Annotated in this window: 15 protein-coding genes and 3 tRNA genes; 8 read left to right on the top strand and 10 right to left on the bottom strand. The window is 71.8% G+C overall.

The genetic code is table 11. From position 1 onward, the window contains the following. Positions 1-92 precede the first annotated feature (92 nt). Entirely contained in the window at positions 93-485 is a 393-nt protein-coding gene (locus AB0F72_RS00850; protein WP_360422971.1) for a helix-turn-helix domain-containing protein, read from the top strand. Here the strand turns inward: AB0F72_RS00850 and AB0F72_RS00845 are convergent, their stop codons facing one another. The 4 genes from AB0F72_RS00845 to AB0F72_RS00830 form a co-directional block, all read right to left on the bottom strand. Continuing rightward, on the bottom strand, positions 486-893 hold the full coding sequence (locus AB0F72_RS00845; RefSeq protein ID WP_360422969.1) for a RidA family protein: 408 nt from the start codon (positions 891-893) through the stop codon (positions 486-488). 503 nt (positions 894-1,396) lie between these two features. Further along, positions 1,397-1,471, bottom strand: a tRNA-Val gene (locus AB0F72_RS00840). 38 nt (positions 1,472-1,509) lie between these two features. Continuing rightward, positions 1,510-1,580, bottom strand: a tRNA-Cys gene (locus AB0F72_RS00835). Positions 1,581-1,610: 30 nt separating this feature from the next. Continuing rightward, a tRNA-Gly gene (locus tag AB0F72_RS00830) sits at positions 1,611-1,683 on the bottom strand. 112 nt (positions 1,684-1,795) lie between these two features. On the opposite strand from AB0F72_RS00830, the gene AB0F72_RS00825 reads away from it, so the two are divergent. After that, entirely contained in the window at positions 1,796-2,374 is a 579-nt protein-coding gene (locus AB0F72_RS00825) for a GNAT family N-acetyltransferase (protein WP_360422966.1), read from the top strand. A gap of 55 nt (positions 2,375-2,429) precedes the next feature. Here the strand turns inward: AB0F72_RS00825 and AB0F72_RS00820 are convergent, their stop codons facing one another. The 4 genes from AB0F72_RS00820 to AB0F72_RS00805 are packed head-to-tail and all read right to left on the bottom strand — an operon-like array spanning position 2,430 to position 5,775. Further along, positions 2,430-2,858 (bottom strand): GNAT family N-acetyltransferase, encoded by a 429-nt coding sequence (locus AB0F72_RS00820; RefSeq protein ID WP_360422963.1) that lies wholly within the window; start codon positions 2,856-2,858, stop codon positions 2,430-2,432. 11 nt (positions 2,859-2,869) lie between these two features. Further along, the gene (locus tag AB0F72_RS00815; RefSeq protein WP_360423803.1) at positions 2,870-3,595 is read right to left on the bottom strand and encodes an FAD:protein FMN transferase; all 726 of its coding nucleotides are present in this window, start codon (positions 3,593-3,595) and stop codon (positions 2,870-2,872) included. A gap of 32 nt (positions 3,596-3,627) precedes the next feature. After that, positions 3,628-4,161 carry an FMN-binding protein gene (locus AB0F72_RS00810; RefSeq protein WP_360422960.1) on the bottom strand — a complete coding sequence of 178 codons (534 nt, stop codon included), beginning with the start codon at positions 4,159-4,161 and terminating at the stop codon, positions 3,628-3,630. Between the two features lie 18 nt (positions 4,162-4,179). After that, positions 4,180-5,775: a ferric reductase-like transmembrane domain-containing protein gene (locus tag AB0F72_RS00805; RefSeq protein WP_360422957.1), complete on the bottom strand. Its 1,596-nt coding sequence runs from the start codon at positions 5,773-5,775 to the stop codon at positions 4,180-4,182. Positions 5,776-5,940: 165 nt separating this feature from the next. Here AB0F72_RS00805 and cbiE point away from each other — a divergent pair, with 165 nt between their 5' ends. From cbiE to AB0F72_RS00780, 5 genes are all read left to right on the top strand, one after another. Then, positions 5,941-7,167, top strand: coding sequence for a precorrin-6y C5,15-methyltransferase (decarboxylating) subunit CbiE (gene cbiE / locus AB0F72_RS00800; protein ID WP_360422954.1), 1,227 nt, complete (start codon positions 5,941-5,943; stop codon positions 7,165-7,167). Further along, on the top strand, positions 7,164-7,907 hold the full coding sequence (cobM, locus tag AB0F72_RS00795; RefSeq protein ID WP_360422952.1) for a precorrin-4 C(11)-methyltransferase: 744 nt from the start codon (positions 7,164-7,166) through the stop codon (positions 7,905-7,907). The genes cbiE and cobM overlap by 4 nt, the downstream gene beginning before the upstream one ends. Beyond that, positions 7,904-8,629, top strand: coding sequence for a cobalt-precorrin-6A reductase (locus AB0F72_RS00790; protein WP_360422949.1), 726 nt, complete (start codon positions 7,904-7,906; stop codon positions 8,627-8,629). The genes cobM and AB0F72_RS00790 overlap by 4 nt, the downstream gene beginning before the upstream one ends. A 169-nt stretch (positions 8,630-8,798) precedes the next feature. Continuing rightward, positions 8,799-9,884 (top strand): hypothetical protein, encoded by a 1,086-nt coding sequence (locus AB0F72_RS00785; RefSeq protein ID WP_360422946.1) that lies wholly within the window; start codon positions 8,799-8,801, stop codon positions 9,882-9,884. Positions 9,885-9,963: 79 nt separating this feature from the next. Continuing rightward, on the top strand, positions 9,964-10,686 hold the full coding sequence (locus AB0F72_RS00780; RefSeq protein WP_360422943.1) for an SDR family oxidoreductase: 723 nt from the start codon (positions 9,964-9,966) through the stop codon (positions 10,684-10,686). Between the two features lie 44 nt (positions 10,687-10,730). Here AB0F72_RS00780 and AB0F72_RS00775 read toward each other — a convergent pair whose 3' ends face one another. Both AB0F72_RS00775 and AB0F72_RS00770 read right to left on the bottom strand, forming a co-directional pair. Further along, positions 10,731-12,458: an alpha/beta hydrolase gene (locus tag AB0F72_RS00775; RefSeq protein ID WP_360422940.1), complete on the bottom strand. Its 1,728-nt coding sequence runs from the start codon at positions 12,456-12,458 to the stop codon at positions 10,731-10,733. 115 nt (positions 12,459-12,573) lie between these two features. Then, entirely contained in the window at positions 12,574-13,278 is a 705-nt protein-coding gene (locus tag AB0F72_RS00770) for a SemiSWEET transporter (RefSeq protein ID WP_360422937.1), read from the bottom strand. A 154-nt stretch (positions 13,279-13,432) separates the two neighbouring features. Here AB0F72_RS00770 and AB0F72_RS00765 point away from each other — a divergent pair, with 154 nt between their 5' ends. After that, positions 13,433-14,596, top strand: coding sequence for a hypothetical protein (locus AB0F72_RS00765; RefSeq protein WP_360422934.1), 1,164 nt, complete (start codon positions 13,433-13,435; stop codon positions 14,594-14,596). Positions 14,597-14,824: the final 228 nt, after the last annotated feature.

Raw genomic sequence — 14,824 nt, 5'->3', positions numbered from 1 at the left:
TTCCAGCTTCGCTGGCGCGCAGTAGGCGCTGGCGAAGCCCCTGCGAGGCGTTACTCTCTGCTGGTTAGTCAGGAACCGAAGGAGAGTGCAGAATGGGAACGCGGCAGGAGATCAGTGCTCTCCCTCCGGAGTCCGATCTGGCCCGGGCCGACTCGCTGGCGCGGGAGATCTTCTCGGACGTGGCCAACAAGTGGGCTTTCCTGATCATCGAGTTCCTGGGGCAGCGCACCATGCGCTTCAGCGAACTGCGCAACGAGGTCGGCGGCATCAGCCACAAGATGCTCACCCAGAACCTGCGAATGCTGGAACGCAACGGGTTGGTGGAGCGAACGGTCCACCCCACCATCCCGCCGCGCGTCGAATACACGCTCACCGAGGCCGGCCAGGGTTTGCGCGCCGTGGTCGACGGCATGTGCGGCTGGACCCAGCGCTACCTGGGTCACATCGAGTCGTCCCGCAGCAGTTTCCGCGACCCGGCCGCCTGATCAGTCGAGGACGGCGACCGCCTCCACCTCCACCAGGTGTTCCGGCACGTCCAGTGCGACGATGCCGAACAGTGACGCCGGCGCGGCCGGGGTGATGCCCAGCTTCGCCGCCGCGCGGGCGATCCCGTCCAGCAGCAGCGGCATCTGCTCGGGTTGCCAGTCGACGACGTGCACGGTCAGCTTCACCACGTCGTCGAAGGTCGCGCCGACGCCGGCCAGCGCGGCGCCGACGTTGAGGTAGGCCTGCTCGACCTGGGCGGCGAGGTCACCTTCGCCGACCGTTGTGCCCGTCTCGTCCCAGGCGACCTGACCCGCGACGTGGACCAGTTTCGAGCCGGTCGCCACCGACACCTGCCGGTAGATCGGGATCTCCGGCAGCCCGCTCGGGTTCACCAGGGTTACGGCCATGACGCGTACCTCCGCACTCTCTTTCAGTTACCGGGAAACCATAAGAGATCGCTGCGAACAGGGGAAGAAAGCACTTTTTCGTGACTAGGTCACCAAAAGGTGACCGGTCAGGAGATATCGATGCGACCCAATGGTGCGGCCTTTGCGGCCAGAGCTGCGGCGGCATCGGCCCAGGCGGGGTCGCCCGGGCCGAGGGCGCGGCACAGATAGGCCCAGCTGAGTGCGCGGACGGCGGCAACGCGCTCGGGGTTCTCATCGGTGAGCCCTGGTATGACTAGACCGAGCGTCCGAGACCTCTGTTTACGCAGGTCACGGCCTTGATCTTTGGGCGCACGAAGGGACTAGAACACCTTCCCCCAGCGAGCGAAGCGAAGCGACCCACCCACGAAGCGCAAGCCCGGCAGAGGGGGTGCGGGTGGCGAAGCCCTCGCCGCGCGACGAAGTCGCGCATGACAAAACGAGCGCCCCCGTCTGCGCTTCCCGCAGACAGAGACGCCCCAAGCTGGTGGGCGATACTGGGATCGAACCAGTGACCTCTTCCGTGTCAAGGAAGCGCGCTCCCGCTGCGCCAATCGCCCTGGCAATGCACACAAAGCAATGCGTGCAAAAATATGCGAGGTGGAGACGGGATTTGAACCCGTGTACACGGCTTTGCAGGCCGTTGCCTCGCCTCTCGGCCACTCCACCGAGCTGGCCCCGTGGAAGAAGGCCTCTCCGAGCGGACGACGGGATTCGAACCCGCGACCCTCACCTTGGCAAGGTGATGCGCTACCAGCTGCGCTACGTCCGCGTGTCTCCGGCTGTCCCGGCGACGAGGAAAACATTAGCCGGTCACCGCGCCGCCCGCCAAACCGGGGTACCCCGGCGTGTCGCGACCTGGGAAAACACGTCAGGATCCAGGCGTGGAGCTGACGACCTGGTACCTGGAACAGACCGACGCCGCCCAGATCCGGCCGGGGCGCGAGCCGAGTGTGCCGGTGGAGGTCAGGCGGGCCGAGATAGCCAGCCCGGAGCTGAGCCGCTTCCTCTACACGGCGGTGGGCGGCGACTGGTTCTGGACCGATCGGCTGTCCTGGACCTGGGCGCAGTGGCAGGACTGGCTCACCCGGCCGGGCGTGGAGACCTGGGTGGCGTCGGTGCGGGGCACGCCGGCCGGGTACGTGGAGTTGGACGGCCGGCACGCCGGTGCGGTGGAGATCGCGTACTTCGGGTTGTTGCCGCACTTCGCCGGCCGGGGCCTGGGCGGGCATCTGCTCACCGAGGGACTGCGGCAGGCCTGGCGCCTGGCGGACCGCTGGCCGCACCAGACGCCGATCTCCCGGGTCTGGGTGCACACCTGCAGCCTGGACGGCCCGGCCGCGCTGGCGAACTACCGGGCGCGCGGCCTGAGCGTCTACCGGACCGAGGTCACGCCGTCGAGCCAGCCCGCGGAGACACCCGGACCATGGCCGGGCGCCGGCCCACGCACCACGCCAGCCTGAGAACACGGCCGGAAAGCACGGCCGAAAGAAGCACGGCCGGAAACGCGACCCCGCCTCACCCCAGCCTGAGCGCCATACCGAGAGAGTGCGGCGCCGTCTCCGTGAAGCCGTGCCGCGCATACAGACGCCGCCCGGGCGGGTCACCGAGCAGGTTGACATAGGCGCCGGGCGGCGCGGCGCGGCGGATGGTGTCGAGCAGAGCGGTCAGCACCGCGTCACCGAGGCCACGGCGCTGGTGCTCCGGGAGTACGGCCATGTCGATGATGTGGAAGTACCAGCCGCCGTCGCCGAGGACACGGCCCATGCCGGCCGCAACCCCACTCTCCTCGTGGACCAGATGCACGGCGGCCCACGCGCCGCTCAGGCCGGCGGCGGCCTGGTCGCGGGTAGGCGGGGTCAAACCCGATCGGGTACGGAGTTCGAGGTACTCATCAAGAGACGGCGGGCCGTCGAGAAGCCGGTAACCCGGAGGCGGAGTCGACATGCTGCCAATGTTCACGCCACTGGCAAGCCCGGTGACGTGAAGGCCCGCCCGTCGTCGGTGACGGCCGCGGACTCGTACCCGCCGGCCACCCGTCCGGCGAGCCAGGACAGCCCGGCCTCGCCCATGGCGAGCGCGGTCGTCGCGTACGCGTCGGCGACGGCCAGGTCCGGGCCGACCACGGTGACCGAGCGCAGCCCGGTGGCCGGTTTCCCGGTACGCGGGTTGACCACGTGCGCGCCCCGCTCGTACGTACCGGAGGTCGCCACCGCCCCGTCGGTGAGCGCCAGGACCCAGCTGAGCTTGCCGGCTTCCCAGGGATGCCGGACACCGACCCGCCAGGGCCCGCCGGTGGGGCCGGCCCCGCGCATCCGGATGTCGCCGCCGGCGTTCAGGTAGTGCCGCCGCGACCCGGCTTCGACGAGGCGCTGCGAGGCCACCTCGATCGACCAGCCCTTCACGTAACCGGACGGGTCCAGCCTCCCGCCGGCGTAGGCGTCGAAGTACCCGTCGGTGTCGCGCCAGAGGTCGGCACAGCGGTCCAGCACGAGACGCAGATCGGCCGAGCAGTCCTCGAGTCTCAGCGAGCCGTCGCGGAACCGGCACACCTCGCTGTCCGGCTTGTAGGTGCTGAACCGCGCGTCCACCTCATGCAGCCACGAGCAGGTCATCTCCACCAAGTCCGACAGGGCGGACTCGCTGAGCTCATCTGCCAGCTCGATGCTGACGACCGTACCCATGACCTGCTCGACGTGGCGCACGAACCTGGACCCTACGCGCCCGCCTTGTCCAGCGCGGCCTGCAGCGACGTGACATACGACTGGCTGGTGAACGTCGCGCCGGAGACCGCGTCGACGTCCGCGCTCTGCGCCTTCAGCGTCGCCGCGCTGAGCTGCTTCACCGCTTTCGGATTGATCGTCCCGCTGAAGCCGTCGGTGGGGTACGTGGCGTCCGCCGCGCTGACCTTCCCACCGCTGACCTTGATGGTGACCTGAACCGTGCCGTACTCGTTCTGCACGGCCTTGCCCTTGTAGGTGCCGGCCTTGAGCCCGGCCTCCTCCTCGGCGGGGGCCTCTTCCTTCTTCTTGTCGGAAGACTTCTTGTCGGAAGAGGAGGAGCCCTTCTTGCCGGCCGACGGAGAAGGCGCGGCCTCGGCGGCTTCGGGATCGTCGTCACCGGCGGCGGCCTCCTGCGCGACCGGCGCGGTGGCGACCGGCGCGTCCGGCGGCTGCACGCTCAGGCGTACCCCGAGGATCAGGGCCGCGCCGGTGAGGGTCCCGACGGCTGCTGCGGTACTACGTCGCATCGCGAATCTCCCAGGGAATCAGAACTCGAAGGGGTCGAGGTGGATCTGGCTGCTCGGGACGTCGAGGTCCTGCAGCGTGCCGACCGCCGTGTTGACCAGGCCGGGCGGGCCGCACAGGTAGACGTCGCGCCGGTTCACGTCCGGCACCAGGCCGCGCAGGCCTTCCGGGGTGAAGAGCCGCTGCGGGCCGGGGTCGTTGCGGCCGCCGACGATGTAGCGCACCCAGGCGTCCCGCTGCTCGGCCAGTTCCTCGAGCTCGGCCCGGAAGACCAGCTCGTCCGGGCGGCTGGCCCGGTAGATCACGATGGTGTCCGGCGGCATGTCCTCCAGCAGCGCCCGGATCGGCGCGATGCCGCTGCCGCCGGCGATCAGCAGAGCCCGCCGCCGGGTACGCCGTTGCGCCGTGAACGTGCCGAACGGTCCTTCCGCCCAGACCGGCGTGCCCGGCCGCATCGTGGCGAGCTTCGCGGTGTGCCCACCGGCGATCGTCACGGTGAGCCGCAGCCACTGCCCGTTCGGCGCCGCGGAGAGCGAGAACGGGTGCGACTGCCACCAGCCGTTGGCGGTCAGGAAGCGCCAGCGCATGAACTGGCCGGCCTGCACCGGGATCTTGTCGAGGCGCTTGCCCTCGATGTAGATCGAGAACGTGTTGGCGCCCTCGCCGACCACCTCGGCGACGCTGAACCGGTGCCGGGCGTTGAGCCAGAGCGGCTCGACCACGCGACCCCAGACCAGCGCGGAGAGCGTGAGGCAGCCGAGGGCCGGCCAGAAGACGGACGCGAACCTGCCGCTCATGTCGGCGCCCGCGGAGATCTGGTGCGCGTACCCGAGGAGCAGCACGGCATAGCTCGACAGGTGGATCAGATGCCAGAGCTCGTACGGCAGGACGGTGCGGATGAACCGGATCGAGGTCAGCGCGATCACGACGAGCAGCACCGTCGCGACTGTCGCACTGATCATGTCGGGGAACGTGGTGATCACGGTCCAGCCCTGCTCGACGACGCCGGTGCCGGCGGTGAGCGCGTAGGCGTAGACGATGAAGACGACGTGCGCGACGACCGCGGTGAACAGGGACGTGCCGAGCCAGCGGTGCCAGCGCAGCAGGTCACGGGAGCCGACCCACTCCTCGAGCCAGGAGACCCGGCTCATCATCAGCAGCTGGATGAAGAGCAGGTAGCCGCCGACCACGCCGGTGATCCGCCCGGCCGCCAGCATCATGCTGGTGGTGTCGCTGACCGCGCCGGCCTGGGTGTTGAAGAGCCAGAGGGAGATGCTTGTCGCGAGGCCGGAGAAGAACAGCAACACGGTGAGCAGCCGGTTGCCGCTGGTCGCCTCGGCGGGCGGGCGGTCGTCGGGGATCGGGACGCCGGCGCCGGCCTTCCAGCCGGTCGGGTCGGTGAGCGACTCCACCACGATGTCGCCACGCCGATAGGGATCCGCCGGATCGAATTGCTGGGGCCACTGTGACTGCTGGGGCCCTTGTGACTGCTGGGGCCACTGTGGCATCGACGGGTTGTCCCAGCTGGGACGGTCGTCGCTCCGGAGATCGGCGAAGTATCCGTCGTATCCGTCGTCGGGCCGCTCACGAGAAGCGTGGAAGGCCGGTATGGCCATCGTCCTCACCTGCTAGCAGTCGTCTCTCGGCGTCTGCCACCCCTGCGGCTGACGTGACGGCCCGGTCGCAGGAGGAGCCGTCAGGGATGGGTACGCGTCCCGCCGCCGGTTGGCTCAACGACCCTCCGGAAAATTCGCCGGACCCCATCGGGATAGGTTCAGCCGATGAGCAACCCGGAAGTGGTCACGGTGGTCGGCGTCGGCGCCGGCGGGTGGTCAGACCTTTCCGGTACGGCTCGGCGCGCCCTCACCTCCGCCGAGGTGATCTTCGGCAGCGCCCGTCAGCTCGATCTGCTTCCGGACACCGTCACCGCCCGCCGCGAGAAGTGGCCGTCACCGCTGGTCCCGGCCCTGCCCGGACTGATCGAGGCGGAACGCGGCCGTGCGGTGGGCGTGCTGGCGAGCGGCGACCCGATGTTCCACGGCATCGGCGCCACGCTCGCCCGGGTGCTCGGCCCGGACCGCATCCGGGTCCTGCCGCACCCGTCGTCGGTCTCGCTCGCGGCCGCCCGGCTGGGCTGGGACCTGGCCGCCGCCGACGTGGTGACCTTGGTCACCGCGCCGGTCGCGACGCTCGCCCGATGGCTCCATCCGGGCCGCCGGATCCTGGTGCTCTCGGCCGGCGCGCACACCCCCGCCGAGGTCGCCGCCCTGCTCGACGACCGTGGCTACGGCTCGGCGTCGGTGACCGTTCTTGAACAGCTGGGCGGCCCGGCCGAGCGGGTGGTCGCCGGCACCGCCGACGGGTGGGTGGTCCCGCCCGGCGATCCGCTCAACGTGGTCGCGATCGAGCTCGCCGACGGGCCGCCGGCATCGTGGGTGGCCGGCCTTCCCGACGATGTGTACGCGGGAGACGGCCAGCTCACCAAGCGGGAGGTCCGGGCCGTGACGCTGGCGGCGCTCTCCCCCGTACCCGGTCAGTTGCTCTGGGACGTGGGCGCCGGATCCGGGTCGATCGGCATCGAGTGGATGCGCGCCCACCCGGCCTGCCGCGCGATCGCCGTCGAATCGTCGGCGGACCGGATCGCCACCATCACCGCGAACGCGGCAGCGCTCGGCGTGCCCGGACTGCGGGTGGTGCACGGCCGCGCGCCGGACGCCCTGGACGGGCTCCCGGCGCCCGACACGATCTTCATCGGCGGCGGCTTGACCCGCGACGGAGTCCTGGACCGCTGCCTCGCGGCGCTGCGCCCCGGCGGCCGGCTGGTGGCGAACGCTGTCACCGTGGAGTCCGAGGCGGTGATCGCGGCCGGGTACGCGAAGCACGGTGGCGAGCTGACCCGGATCACCGTGCAGCGGGGCTCACCGGTCGGCGGCTTCACCGGCTGGCGCTCGTTCATGCCGGTCACCATCTGGTCGGTGGTGCCGCTCGGCTCAGGAGGATCACAGTGACCGTGCACTTCATCGGCGCCGGACCGGGCGCGGCCGACCTGATCACGCTGCGCGGGCACCGGCTGATCGCCGCGGCGCCGGTCTGCCTCTACGCCGGCAGCCTGGTCCCGCCGGAGCTGCTGGAGGCGTGCCCGCCCGGCGCCCGGCTGGTGGACACCGCGAACCTGAACCTCGACGAGATCGTCGCGGAGATGGTCGCGGCCCACGAGGCCGGTCAGGACGTGGCCCGCCTGCACTCCGGTGACCCGTCGGTGTTCAGCGCGGTCGCCGAGCAGATGCGCCGGCTGGACGCGGCCGGGGTGCCGTACGACGTGACGCCGGGTGTGCCGGCCTTCGCGGCGGCCGCGGCCACGCTGGGACGGGAGTTCACGGTTCCCGGGGTGGCGCAGACCGTGATCCTGACCCGGACCGCGGAGCGGGCCACCGCGATGCCGCCCGGCGAGGACCTCGCGACGCTCGGCGCCAGCCGCTCCACGATGGTGCTGCACCTCGCGGTCCAGCGGATCGACGCGGTGGTGGCCGAGCTGATCGGCAACTACGGCGCGGACTGCCCGGTCGCCGTGGTGGCCCGGGCCAGCCGCCCGGACGAGCTGATCGTGCGCGGCACGCTCGCCGACATCGCGGCGCGGGTCACCGAGGCCGGCATCAAGCGGACCGCGGTGATCGTGGTGGGCGCCGCGCTGACCGCCGGCCAGTTCCCGGACAGTCACCTCTACTCGGCGAGCCGCTGCCGGTCATGAGGATCCTGCTGCTCGGCGGCACCGCTGACGCGCGGCGGCTGGCCACGCTGCTGACCGAGGCGGGACATCACGTGGTCAGCTCGCTCGCCGGACGGACCCGGGACCCGCTGCTGCCCGCCGGTGCGGTGCGGATCGGCGGGTTCGGCGGGGTGGACGGGCTCGCCGCGTACCTGCGGGACAAGCGGATCGACGTCCTGATCGACGCGACACACCCGTTCGCGGCCACGATGAGCGAGCACGCGGCGGCGGCGTGCGGGGCTCTGCGCGTACCCAGGCTGGTCGTGGACCGGCCCGGCTGGACCGCCTCGCCGGGCGACGTGTGGCACCGCGTCGCGTCCCTCGGCGACGCCGCCGCCCTCCTCCCCCGGCTCGGCCGCCGGGTGTTCCTGACCACCGGGCGGCAGGGCATCGCGGCCTTCGCGGACCTCGACGAGTGCTGGTTCCTGGCCCGTTCGGTGGAACCGCCGGGCGCCGTCGCGCCGCAGCGGCTGGAGGTGCTGCTGGACCGGGGACCGTTCACGGTGGACGGTGAGCGGCGGCTGATGGCCGGGCACCGGATCGACGTGCTGGTCACCAAGGACAGCGGCGGCCCGGACGCCAAACTGGTGGCGGCCCGCGAGCTCGGCATCCCGGTACTGATGGTGAACCGCCCACCGGCGCCCGCCCTCGGCCCGCTCGATCGGGTCGTCGGCGTGGAGGCCGTTCCCGGGGAGATCGGCTAGTCCCGGGAAGTCGGCTCGTCCCGGGAGATCGGCTCGTCCCGGGAGATCGGCTCGTCCCGGGAGATCGGCTCGTCCCGGGAGATCGGCTCGTCCCGGGAAATCGGCGAGGCTGAAACACGACACCTCCGAGGGGATCCGCATCGGCGCCTGTCGGTGCGAGGCTCGGGTCATGCCGGGCCACGCGCTGCATGCCGAGTTGAACGCGGTCCGTGCGCTCGTGTCGCACGGCCTCGCCGAGGTGACGAGCGCGAACGAGATCGGCCAGTTCTGGGTCCGGTCGGCGTGCGCCCGGCTGGCCGCGATCGACGCCGTGCTCATCGAGGCCGCGGGCGCCGGCGCCCGGGCCCTCGCGCTGGGCGTGGCGTCGATCGGCGCGGCGCTGCTGGCCGTGAGCGCGGCCCGGGCGAGCGTCGCCGGGATCCTGATCGGCGCCGCTCTGCTCCTCGTCGCGCTCGCCGGCGTCACGCCGCGGGCGGCCCACCGGGCACGGATGGCGATCGGCCGGCGGCGGCTCGCCCGGCTGCCGATGCCCGTCGTTCCCGGGCACACCCTCCGGCGACCGGGACTGATCATCGTGCCGGAGGCGCTGCAGCACGCCCGGGTGCGACTCGTCTCGGCGACGCTGCGGCACGTCGGACCGGACCGGTGGAGCGCGCCGGAGCTGCGGCTCGCGGCCCGGACCGATCCGGTGACCCAGCGGCTCGCCACGGCGGACCTGCTGCTCTGCCAGGCCCTCGACTGCCTGGAGCGGCACCTCGCCGACAGCAGCGACGTCTCCGACATCTCCGGCAAGGAGGGGGTGTGCCTCCCCGCCGATGCCACGCCGTTCGCCGGTCCGGCAGCGCCCGAGCTGGACCGGATCCGGCGGGAGCTGACCACGGTGATCACCGACGCGCAGTGCCGGGACTGGGTCGCCGACCGCCCGGACCGGGTCGGCTTCGCCCGGCTCGGCCAGGTCCACGACGCGGTGGTCCGTGCCGCCGGCCGCTATCGGCGGAGGCCCCGGCCGGTCCCGCCCTCGGTCCCGGCCGGCCTGCGACGGCTGCTCCGCGCCCGCGCCCGCCGGGTGGTCGACGGACCGGCCCGGATCGACGACCGGCAGCTCTACGCCACGCTCGGCCGGCGGCTCGAGGCCTGCGCCGCGGCCGCCCGGTCCGACCGTTCCCACCAGCGGCGGGCCGCCGCCACCGACCTGGAGTACGCGCTGGACTGGCTCGCCGGCGCCGAACTGGAGCTGCCCCGCGACCGCCGGTGACCGCCGTCACTGTCACACCCTCGTGCGCCGCCTCGTCCCTCTCCCGACACCGTGCGGAAGCGGCTACTAGGGAGCAGCGATGAAGGTTGTAGTGGTAGGCGGGACCGGGCAGACCGGGAAACTTCTTGTCGAGGCCCTGCGCGCCCGGGGTCACGAGGCGGTGCCGGCGTCGCCGTCGACCGGGGTCGACACCATCACCGGCGACGGGCTGGCCGAGGCGCTCGACGGCACGGACGTCGTGGTGGACGTGACGAACCCTGCCTCGCAGGAGGAGACCGCGGCGACCGAGTTCTTCCGGGTGTCGTCGGAGAACCTGATCGCCGCGGAGAGCAAGGCCGGCGTACGGCACCACGTGGCGCTCTCGATCGTCGGGTTGGAACGGGCCACCGACCTCGCCTACTTCCGGGCGAAACTCGCCCAGGAGGCGACGGTGAAGGCCGGCGGCGTGGACTGGACGATCGTGCGGGCCGCCCAGTTCTTCGAGTTCCTCGGCCCGATCCTCGGCGCGAACACCTCCGGCGACGAGATCCGGCTGGCGCCGGTCAAGGTCCAGCCGATCGCGCTGGCCGACCTGGTGGAGTTCCTGGTCGAGACCGTCGAGGCGGAGCCGGTGAACGGCACGGTCGAGGTGGCCGGCCCGGAGGTGATCGCGCTCGACGAGATCGGCCGCCGGCTGGCCGCTCCGGGTCAGCGGGTCACCTCGGACGGCAAGCCGTTCTTCGGGGCCGACATCCCGGTGGGCGCGCTGGTGGCCGGCCCGGGCGCACGGCTCGGAACGACCACCCTGGCGGCCTGGCGCTGAACCGCCACATGGGGGCGGCTTTTGGCGCCGCCCCCGTGCGGCCGTCAGCCGAACAGGCTCCCGGTCAGGACCGAGACCGGCTTGGGCGCGACGACCGGCGGCAACTGCTTGCCCGGCTCGACGGACATCGTGGACAGATCGCCGCTGTCCGTGTCGAGCGGCTTGGTGAACGGCTGGTGCCCGGCGCGGCAGATCGTGCCCTTGGCCGGCAGCTTTCCGGCCAGCAGGTACGAGTCGATCGCGGCCGTGACGCAGGCGCCCGAGCCGTACGCGGTGTGTCCCCAGTTGTCGCTGGTGAGCAGCCGCGAGTTGGGCAGCAGCTTGCTCGACGAGACGGAGGCGGCGTAGTTCGTGGCCGGGTCCCAGTAGTTGCCGACGACCAGCACCGGCTTGGCCGTCCGCTTGTTGAACGGCCCCCGGTACGCGTCCTCGTCCCGGACCTTCCAGGTGTTGCCGGCACACTGCACGTCCGTCCAGCCCCACGGGCGGCCGAAGTACGGCGCCTTCAGGTCACGGACGGCGGTCGCGGACGGCCAGGAGCTCGCGTACTTCGGGTGTGTGCCGTCGGTGCAGATCACCGCGCTCTGCGACTCGTAGCTGTTGTCGTACGGGAAGTCGTACCCCTTCGCCCGCGCGGTCTGGATCCGCAGTGCCACCGCCGCCTTGCCGGCCGCCGCCGCCGAGCCACCGCTCATCGCCGCGCTGATCTCGGCGGCGATCCCGGTGGCCTCCTCGCCGGCCCAGCCCGAGTAGAGCGAGCCGAGCACCCCGCCGATGAAGTCGGCGTAGGTGACCCGGTACGTGCCGAACTCGTCCTCGATCACCAGCGGCTTGGCCCGCAGCTTCTTCGCGATCGCCGCGAAGTTCTTGACCGGGTCGCCGGCCGCGAACGCGCAGTACTTCTCGCCGGCCTTGTCACAGCGCTTGAGCAGCTCGACGAGCGCCTTGTGCGCCCCCTCGGCGGACCGCATCCGGGCGTCCAGGATCTGGCCGCCGCTCTTGCCGGCGCCGACCCACTGCCGCGGGTCGATGTTGCCGTCGACGGCGATCGCCCGGAACCGGTCCGGGAACATGTTCGCGTAGTACTGCCCGAGCGCGGTCCCGTAGCTGAAGCCCAGGTAGGTCAGCTTCTTGTCACCGACGGCCCGGCGCATCAGCTCCATGTCGCGGGCCACCTCGGCGGTCGACACCGCGCCGGCGAGGGTCTTGCCGGTGGTCGAGCAGCCCTTGCCGAACGCCTTGGCCGCGTTGATGTACGTCGTCTCCTCCTTCTTGCCGAGCGGGAAGGCGACGTTCATTCCGGTGAGGACGGAGGTCTGCTCCTTCACCGACCGGAAGCATTTGATGTTGGCGCTGGCGCCGACGCCGCGCGGGTCCACGCCGACGATGTCGAAGCGCTCCAGCACCTGATCGCTGAGGAAGGCCGGGGCGGAGAGCGCGAACTCGGTAGACGAGCCGCCCGGGCCACCGGGGTTCAGGAAGAGACTGCCGATCTTTCGTTTCTGGTTCTTCGCCTTGATCCGCAGAACCGCGATCTCGGTCTTCGCGCCCTTCGGCTTGTCGTAGTCGAGCGGCACCTTCACGGTGGCGCACTCGGCGACGCCGTAGCACTTGTACCAGCCGAGTTTCGGCGTCTTCAGCCTGTCCAGCCGGGTCTTCTCGACCTTGCTGGTAGAGGCCGTCGTGGCCGCCGCGGCCGGGACGGACGCGCTCATGATCATTGCCAGGCCGACGAGGCCGGCGACCACCAAGCGCGATCGTGGAATCTGCATGCATTGCCCCCTTGATGTACGACGTCGGCATCGTAGGGGGACGATGCACGCCCGCGCCTCCCCCGATCGGGGACGCGAAAAGGGCCGGCTTTCGCCGGCCCTTCGGATGTCGCTGTCAGATCCCGGCGGTCGCCAGGCTGCGGGTGATCACGTCGTGCCGCCAGCACACGGTCGCCGCGGCGACCTCGCGGGTGCGGCGCGGGCGGCGGGCGAACAGCACGCCGTTGACGACCAGGGCGCTGGTCAGGCCGACGAGAGCCGACGCCCAGACCGCCGGCTGACCGGTGCCCAGGCCGTAGAGCAGCCACGACGCGCACGCCGCCGCGGCCAGCCGCCAGCGCAGCGGGGAGAGGCCGGAGAGGTCCTGGGTGCGGTCGCGCAGCAGCGACAGCGGCTGCGGGATCGCCGACACGAACGAGACGGCGGCCAGCACCGTGCCCAGCATCGCGGCCGCGGCCGGGCCGGTGACCTGCGGCAACGCGGCCAGCGCGGCGATGCCGAGGATGGCCAGCAGCACACCGCCGGCCATCGCGCCGCTGGTCGCCAGCGCCCGGCCGGAACGCAGCCGCGGCTGGGTGATCAGCAGCGCGACCAGGATCGCGAGGCCGGTCGAGGCGGCGACGACGTTCGTGACGATCTGGAACGGGTCACTGATCAGCAGACCGTACGTCACCCAGCCGACCGGCATCGTGACACCCAGCATGCATGCGGTGGCCGACAGACCGCTGGTGCGGCGACGCACGCAGGAGCGGTAGACCTGGGGCCAGGCGATGGACATGGACAGGGCCGCGCCGATGGCGCCGAAAGCGTGGGTAAGCATGATCCGTTTCTGGGTCGGGGTCAGTCGCACCGGTCCCTTCGGCCTGCTCCCGGCGCCCCTGACCGCCCGCACCCACACCGCACCCGGCGGCAACGAAGCCGCAACCGGTGAGGCGGGGTGACGGTCGCCCTCTCGCGTTTGGCACAGTGGACAGATGCTGACCGACGTGGACCTGCCCGCGCCCGGACTGCTCTGGACCCGCTGGGCGACGCTCGGCGCCGCGCTCACCGCCATCGGCCGCGCCACGGTGTGGCCGATCGACGACCGGGGCGCCGCACACGACGACGGCGACGGTGGCTGGGCCCGGTTCGCCCTGCTCGACGGCCGGCGTGCCGTTCTCTACGGCCACCACCGCGAGCACAGCGCCACCACGCACACCGATCCCCCGCTCGACCTGCTCACCGGCGCCCCCGACTGGCTGCCCTGGGCCGAGTTGTCCCCGCTCGCCGAGAACGATCGGCTGGGCTTCGTGATCTGGCACGAGAACGGCCGCTGGTCCCGGGTGCGGTACCGCGACGGCCTGCTCGACGGCATGACCGACCTGCTCGCGCCCCTGCTCACCGCGGAAAGAACGATCACCGCGCTGAGCGCGATGATCTCCGGAGGCACGCGCGAGGCCGCGTCACTCCTGCTGACCGCCGGGGTACGAGCGGAGCTGACCACCGCGGATTTCCAGGCACTTCTCGGTGACGTGGCCGACGGCGAAGCGGCGCTCGCGGTCGCGGCTCGGGCCGGGCTGCTCCCCGGCACCCGGGCGCCCCGGATCGCACCCGGCAAACGCCCGCCGATGCGCCGCGTCCGCCGGCTCAGCCAGGGCGAGCACGACCGTCTCGTCTGGGCCGCCATGCACGACGCCGCCGAGCTGCGCCGGCCCGCGCCGCCGACCACCGGCGAGCTGGACACCCTGGTCTCCTGGCTGCAGGACCGCGCGCCACAGGGCGACGGCCGCTGCACCCTGCTGGCCTACGCGGACGCCACCAGTTTCAGCTCACAACCCGGCGAGCGCCCACCGGCCGACCGTCCCGACGAGGAACGCTTCACCGCGTTCCGCCTGCTCACCGAGCTGGTCCGGACACTGCGGCGGGCCGAGTCCGACCCCCGTTACGGCCGCTGGCTCTTCCTGCGGGTGGAGACCAGCGCGACCGGGTTCAAGATCGAGCGACGGTACGACTCCTGGCCGCCCTGGTGGCACGACGACGGCGTCTCCGGCCCGTGGCGCACCAACCTCCAGGAGGAGATGGACGCCCGCCTGCCGCCCTACCGCCCCTCCTGGGTGACACTGCTGGATCCCGAGATCGCTTACCGGCCCACCCCGTGAGCCGGACCGCAGCGCGCTCAAGCCGCACCGCAAGCCCCGAACGAGCGCCGAGCCGTAGCCGAGGCCGGCAACCCGAGCGTTTTGCCTGCGTGAGCTACGGCCGCGTGGTCCGAGCCGTAGCCGACGCAGGCAAACCGAGCGTTTTGCCTGCGTGAACTACGGCCGCGCCGTCCGAGCCGTAGCCGAGGCCGGTAACCCGAGCGTTTTGCCTGCGTGAACTACGGCCGC

Source organism: Actinoplanes sp. NPDC023936 (genome assembly GCF_040639325.1).
Classification (GTDB): Bacteria; Actinomycetota; Actinomycetes; order Mycobacteriales; family Micromonosporaceae; genus Actinoplanes.
The sequence above is the reverse complement of the archived record's forward strand: the minus strand, read 5'-3'. Positions and strand labels throughout refer to the sequence as shown.